A 5,341-nucleotide genomic window follows, 5' to 3' on the forward strand; every position below is an offset into this window, starting at 1 on the left:
GGTGGCACTTCCACGGGCCAAGACCGTCGATGACTACGAGGCCTTGCTGCCCTGGAGCATCGCTGCGCTCAAGACCTGAACGGAAGGACTGCGCAAGGGGTGCGGTCTATTGACCGCTTACCATTGATCAGCTGCTGGAGGAGGTCATCGAACCTCGCTCACTGTCGCTCGGTGGCGGAACTACATGCGGTTTCATTTCGGCTCGTCGTGGCAGCGTGACAGACGAAGACCGTGCTGCGTTCGAAGCGTGGCTGCGGCAATGGCAACATGTTTGCCATGCGCGAGTTGGTGACCTCCAAGATGCTTGGTGCGTATTCCACGCCATGGCGGACACGATTCCACGCTGATGGCGGACAGTGTTCCAGCGTGATGGCGGACACCGTTCCACGCTGAAGGCGGACAGCATTCCAAATTGATGGCGGACACCTGCGGGGTGTTCTGAGTGACCCGAACACGGCATACGCTGCCCGGCTTTTGACCGGAACCAGCGATGCCCACACCCAGGGTCACCATGAGCAAGATACGATACACACTGCAACTGCTGCACGGCGGGACATTGAGCACCCGCCAAATCGGCGCGGCGCTTGGCATCTCCAAATCCACCGTCAGCGAAATCGCCAGCTACGCGCGCGTGGCCGGCGTGGACTGGGCGCTGGCCCAGACCTTGAGCGACGAAGAGCTGCAGGCCCGGCTCTACAAGCCACCGGTAGCGCGAGCGTCGCGCCACCTGGAGCCCGACTGCGCCCACATCCACCGCGAACTGCGCCGCCCCGGTGTCACCCTACAACTGCTGTGGGAAGAGTACCAGCAGCAGCACGGCGGACAGGCCTACAAGTACAGCGCCTTCTGCGAGAAGTACCAAGCCTGGTCCCGGCGTTTGAAGCGTTCGATGCGCCAGACCCACGAGGCCGGCGACAAACTCTTTGTGGACTACGCCGGCCAGACCGTGCCCATCGTGGACGCCAGCACCGGCGAGATAACGCAGGCTCAGGTCTTCGTGGCGGTGCTCGGGGCCTCGAACTACACCTATGCCTGCGCCACCGCCAGCCAGAAGGCCACCGACTGGGTGGCCAGCATCATCGCCACGCTGGAATTCGTCGGCGGCGTGCCCCGCCTGCTGGTGCCCGACCAGCCGCGCGCCTTGATGGCCCGCCCTGACCGCTACGAGCCCACCTCACACCGCTTGCTCGAAGAGCTCTCAGTGCATTACGGCCTGCCCGTCATGCCCGCGCGCCCGGCCAAACCCCGCGACAAGCCCAAGGTGGAGATCGGCGTGCAGGTGGTCGAGCGCTGGATTCTGGCCAGGCTGCGCCATCAGACCTTCTTCAGCCTGGCCGCCCTGAACCGGGCGATTGCCGCCTTGCTGGTGGACTTGAACCAGCGAGCCTTCAAGAAGCTGCCTGGCAACCGGGCGAGCGCCTTTGCCGAACTCGACCGGCCAGCACTGCGCCCCCTGCCGGCGGCTCGCATGGCCATTGCCCGCTTCAAGCCCGCCCGCGTCAATATCGACTACCACGTCGAGCTCGATGGCCACTACTACTCGGTGCCCCACGCCCTGGTGGGCGAGGTGGTGGAGCTGCGCATCACGGCCACCGCCGTCGAAGTCCTGCACGGCAACAAGCGGGTGGCCGCCCACGCGCTCAGTGGGCGCAAGGGCGCACACACCACCACGCCTGAACACATGCCGGCCTCACACCGGGCGCACCTGCAGTGGACGCCGGCCAAGCTCATCGCCTGGGGCGAACGAATGGGTGCAGCCACCGCGGCCGTGGTGCGCTGGCAGATGGAGCACCGCCAGCATCCCGAGCAGGGCTACCGCTCCTGCCTGGGCCTCATGCGCCTGGGGCGTGAGTACGGAGCGCAGCGGCTGGAGGCAGCCTGTGCCCGTGCGCAGTCGATTCGCTCACCGTCCTACAAGAGCATCGCCTCCATCCTGAGCTGTGGTCTGGACCAGCGTCCGCTGGAGGCCCCCATCCCCATGCAGGCGAGCCTGCCGCTGCACGAGAACGTGCGCGGGCCGGGCTACTACCACTGAGAAGCACCACTGAGAAGCCGCACACACCACCCCACCCCACACCACACCACACCACACCACACCGAAGCGAAACAGAGAAAGAACAACCATGCTCAACGAACACACCTTGAACCAACTGCGCACCCTGCGCCTGGACGGCATGGTGGCCGCCCTGAACGATGCCGCCACCCACATCTCCGCCAGCGAGTTGCCCTTTGAACAACGCCTGGCCCTGCTGGTGCAGCGCGAGGTGGACTGGCGCGACAGCAAGCGACTGGAGCGCTTGTTGAAAGCCGCCCGCCTGAAGGTCTCCAGCGCGTGTCTGGAGGACATCGACTGGCGGGGCAGCCGCGGGCTGAGCCGTGAAGTCATCGCCAGCCTGGCCGGCGGGGACTGGCTGCGCCATGGTCACAACGTCTTGCTCACCGGAGCCACCGGTTGCGGCAAGACGTGGCTGGCGTGTGCGCTGGGGCAGCAGGCGGCACGACTGGGTTTCTCGGTGCTCTATGCCCGCGCACCGAGGTTGCTGGAGGAGCTGCATGTGGCCCATGGCGATGGCAGCTTTGGCAAGCGGCTGGCGCAACTGGCCCGGCTGGACCTGCTCATCCTGGATGACTTCGGCATTGCGCCGATTGCCGCGCATGAGCGAAACGATTTGCTCGAACTCCTGGACGACCGGGTGGGAACGCGCTCAACGCTCATCACCAGCCAGTTGCCGGTGACGGCCTGGCACGCCTGGTTGGACGAGCCCACGCTGGCCGATGCCATCCTGGACCGCATCGTGCACGGGTCCCACAAGATAGCCCTCAAGGGGGAATCGATGCGCAAGCTGTCCAAGGCCGCCTGAGCATCCAGCCCAACCGCCATTCCACGCTGATGGCGGACACTTCGGCTACGATTTGGCCGTCACTCAGGACACCGGCGCAGCGTGTCCGCCATCGCATGGAACGCTGTCCGCGATGGGAATGGAATCACTGTCCGCCATCAGTGGAATGCGCACTTGGTATGACTAGCGGTCTAGCACATGCCAGCGCCTCCAAGTCAGGCTACAAGTCCAAGTCGGCATCGATTGTTGCCCAATACCGGCCCGTAGTCGCGCTATCTGAATTGGGCGGTCGGGTCAATCTTCCGCATGCAGGTCTGCCATCAACGCCCCAACGCTGTCGAAGCTCTTGAGGTTACCGGCGCGTGCCTCGTGCATGGCTACGATGGTAGTTTCGTTCGGAATTAAAGGCTCGAATGGCAATGCCTTCTCGCGGGCGACGCGGGTCAGCATGATGCGGCAAGCGTCGGAAACCGTAAGCCCCATTGCCGCTAAAACGGCGCTCGCCTCTTTCTTTATTTGCTCGTCAATGCGCGCACGAACAACAGCGATGGCAGCCATGAATCATTTCTTCCAGTGAATGAGCCACATTGTGACCCAACACTACCCTTTCCGAAGCTCCGATCATCAAGATGACTGTGTTCCCTGGCCGTCATCCATGATCAGCCCCTACTCCTGCGGCGTCGAAGTTTGCATGTTCTGCGGGTCCAGCCATCCAGGTCGAAGACCCAAGGCGTGTTCCCGCCGGACTTGGTCCAGGGATGGCGGCCACCCTGCTTCGGCCTCGATCTCGCCGACACATCCCCAGCAATCACCGCCGCAATCCTGCGACATAGGGTCGTCGACCTTGTTCAAAAGACACCCACAAATTCGACATATTCCCATCCCGGTCTCCTTAAAGCAGTGTTTTCCCAGTAGGCAGCGAGTCACATGACTACAGGCTCCAATCCATTCTCCATGCAATGCCTGCCTGCCGGCGCGCTCACAAAATCTGGGAGCCTGCACAACGCCACAGCCCGTGGGTTCGGCGTTTGAGTACGCAATGAGCTTCATCTCGGCTTTGCCGGGGTGCTGCTGGAATGCGCCTTCCAGGGTCACCTGTATGGCCAGCACAAGGTTTTCAAGCGGTGGGCGATCGACTCCTCCACCAACCAGTTGGCTTGTAGACCGCGTGCTGCATCTGGGGCCATCAGTCTTCACAGCGACAGTCCGCCATGACACCATTGGCGGACCGCGTAGATGCTGATCGAACGTGGTTCGGATTTTGGACACGACAAAAAAGGACCCCCATGAGTGACGACGCAGACGTTTCCATCGAGACAGGCAGCACGAACGTCTATGCCGACCTTGGTTTCCCAGATGCCGCTGCGATGCTGCGCAAGTCCCAGACAGTCAGCGAGATATGCCGAACGATCAAAACGCGCGACTGGACCCTGGAGACAGCGGCGACGGAGCTGCAGCTCGACAAATCTGAGTTGTATCGCATCACACGTGGCCAGTTCCGCAGTTTTAGCGAAGCACAGTTGCGTGAATGGGCCACGCGACTGACGAACTAGGCACCCCGTCGTGAGATCAACCTTGTCTGGCCCTAGCACTGCGCCGAAACCGAGCGTACGCACCGAGGCCTTGAAGGCACTCGAGGAACTCCTGTTTCCGCAAGGTACAAGTGATTCGGCGCCCGCGATGCAGCGTCCTGTCGGCTTCACAGGTGAAGATGGGAAGCGCCTGGGCAAGCACATGCCTTTTTCTTCTGCCATGGGCTACGCCATCGCCAAACGCGGTGTTCCCAGCCGGGCATTGCTGCCCCTGGGAGAATATCTTGGACTGGATCGGGGCGCACTGGCCGACTGTCTGGGCCTGGACCGGGCAACTGCACGTCGCAAGATCACCCAAGGTAAGCCGCTTCCAATCCATGCGGCCGAGACCATGTTGAGGCTGTTGGAGCTTAGCTGCCTGGCGGAAGACACCTTCGAAACCCCCGAAGCTGCTTTTGCCTGGCTGCATCGTGGACATCCGATGCTGGACGATGAGACCCCGCTTGATTGGGCGAGGTCAGCGCACGGATCGGTGCGAGTCAAAGAAATTCTGTTCGCACTCCAGTTTGGTGGTGCGGCTTGATCTGCCCGGCTAAGAACTTATCCGTAAATAGGTAAAATATCAATCCGAACCGTATCGAACGCGGTGTCGGAGTGATGCGTTGAGCAAACGAGTTGATTCCTGGTTGGTAACGGACGAATTCTGGCAGCGTGTTGAACCGCTGATCCCTCAACGTGCGCTGGTGCCGGACAAGCAGTACGTTCGCAAACCTGGCGCAGGTCGACCGGCCAAGCCGGCACGCCAAGTGTTCGAGGCCATCGTGTTTGTGCTGCGCACAGGTTGCCAGTGGAAGGCACTGCCCGCTGAGCGCTTTGGCAGCGCCAGCGCCATCCACAAACGCTTTCTCGAATGGGAGAAGGCGGGCTTCTTTGAAGCCGTCTGGAAAGCCGGTTTGGCGGAATACGACG

Annotated in this window: 7 protein-coding genes; 6 read left to right on the top strand and 1 reads right to left on the bottom strand. The window is 62.2% G+C overall.

Annotation, left to right across the window (positions count from 1 at the left end; all coding sequences use genetic code 11):
• Positions 1 to 161 precede the first annotated feature (161 nt).
• From ACFQPB_RS23545 to istB, 3 genes are all read left to right on the top strand, one after another.
• Positions 162 to 347 (top strand): 50S ribosome-binding protein YggL, encoded by a 186-nt coding sequence (locus tag ACFQPB_RS23545; protein WP_382228789.1) that lies wholly within the window; start codon positions 162 to 164, stop codon positions 345 to 347.
• 143 nt (positions 348 to 490) lie between these two features.
• On the top strand, positions 491 to 2,035 hold the full coding sequence (gene istA / locus ACFQPB_RS23550) for an IS21 family transposase (protein ID WP_382228770.1): 1,545 nt from the start codon (positions 491 to 493) through the stop codon (positions 2,033 to 2,035).
• An 88-nt stretch (positions 2,036 to 2,123) separates the two neighbouring features.
• Positions 2,124 to 2,861: an IS21-like element helper ATPase IstB gene (istB, locus tag ACFQPB_RS23555; RefSeq protein ID WP_382228773.1), complete on the top strand. Its 738-nt coding sequence runs from the start codon at positions 2,124 to 2,126 to the stop codon at positions 2,859 to 2,861.
• A 273-nt stretch (positions 2,862 to 3,134) separates the two neighbouring features.
• Here the strand turns inward: istB and ACFQPB_RS23560 are convergent, their stop codons facing one another.
• Positions 3,135 to 3,398, bottom strand: a complete 264-nt coding sequence (locus ACFQPB_RS23560; RefSeq protein WP_382228777.1) for a type II toxin-antitoxin system RelB/DinJ family antitoxin — start codon at positions 3,396 to 3,398, stop codon at positions 3,135 to 3,137.
• Between the two features lie 728 nt (positions 3,399 to 4,126).
• Between ACFQPB_RS23560 and ACFQPB_RS23565 the strand changes: the two genes are divergently transcribed.
• The 3 genes from ACFQPB_RS23565 to ACFQPB_RS23575 form a co-directional block, all read left to right on the top strand.
• Positions 4,127 to 4,393, top strand: a complete 267-nt coding sequence (locus tag ACFQPB_RS23565; protein WP_382228780.1) for a helix-turn-helix domain-containing protein — start codon at positions 4,127 to 4,129, stop codon at positions 4,391 to 4,393.
• A gap of 70 nt (positions 4,394 to 4,463) precedes the next feature.
• Positions 4,464 to 4,955, top strand: a complete 492-nt coding sequence (locus ACFQPB_RS23570) for an antitoxin Xre-like helix-turn-helix domain-containing protein (RefSeq protein ID WP_382228783.1) — start codon at positions 4,464 to 4,466, stop codon at positions 4,953 to 4,955.
• Positions 4,956 to 5,034: 79 nt separating this feature from the next.
• Positions 5,035 to 5,341, top strand: a 307-nt coding sequence (locus tag ACFQPB_RS23575; RefSeq protein ID WP_382228786.1) for a transposase, incomplete at its 3' end; no start/stop codon positions are given.

Source organism: Hydrogenophaga atypica (genome assembly GCF_042665215.1).
GTDB classification, from domain to species: Bacteria; Pseudomonadota; Gammaproteobacteria; order Burkholderiales; family Burkholderiaceae_C; genus Hydrogenophaga; species Hydrogenophaga defluvii_A.

What these genes read in the sequence shown, in the direction of transcription:
- istA (WP_382228770.1), top strand. Translation starts at nt 491, where the DNA reads ATGCCCACACCCAGGGTCACCATGAGCAAGATACGATACACACTGCAA.
- istB (WP_382228773.1), top strand. Translation starts at nt 2,124, where the DNA reads ATGCTCAACGAACACACCTTGAACCAACTGCGCACCCTGCGCCTGGAC.
- ACFQPB_RS23560 (WP_382228777.1), bottom strand. Translation starts at nt 3,398, where the DNA reads ATGGCTGCCATCGCTGTTGTTCGTGCGCGCATTGACGAGCAAATAAAG.
- ACFQPB_RS23565 (WP_382228780.1), top strand. Translation starts at nt 4,127, where the DNA reads ATGAGTGACGACGCAGACGTTTCCATCGAGACAGGCAGCACGAACGTC.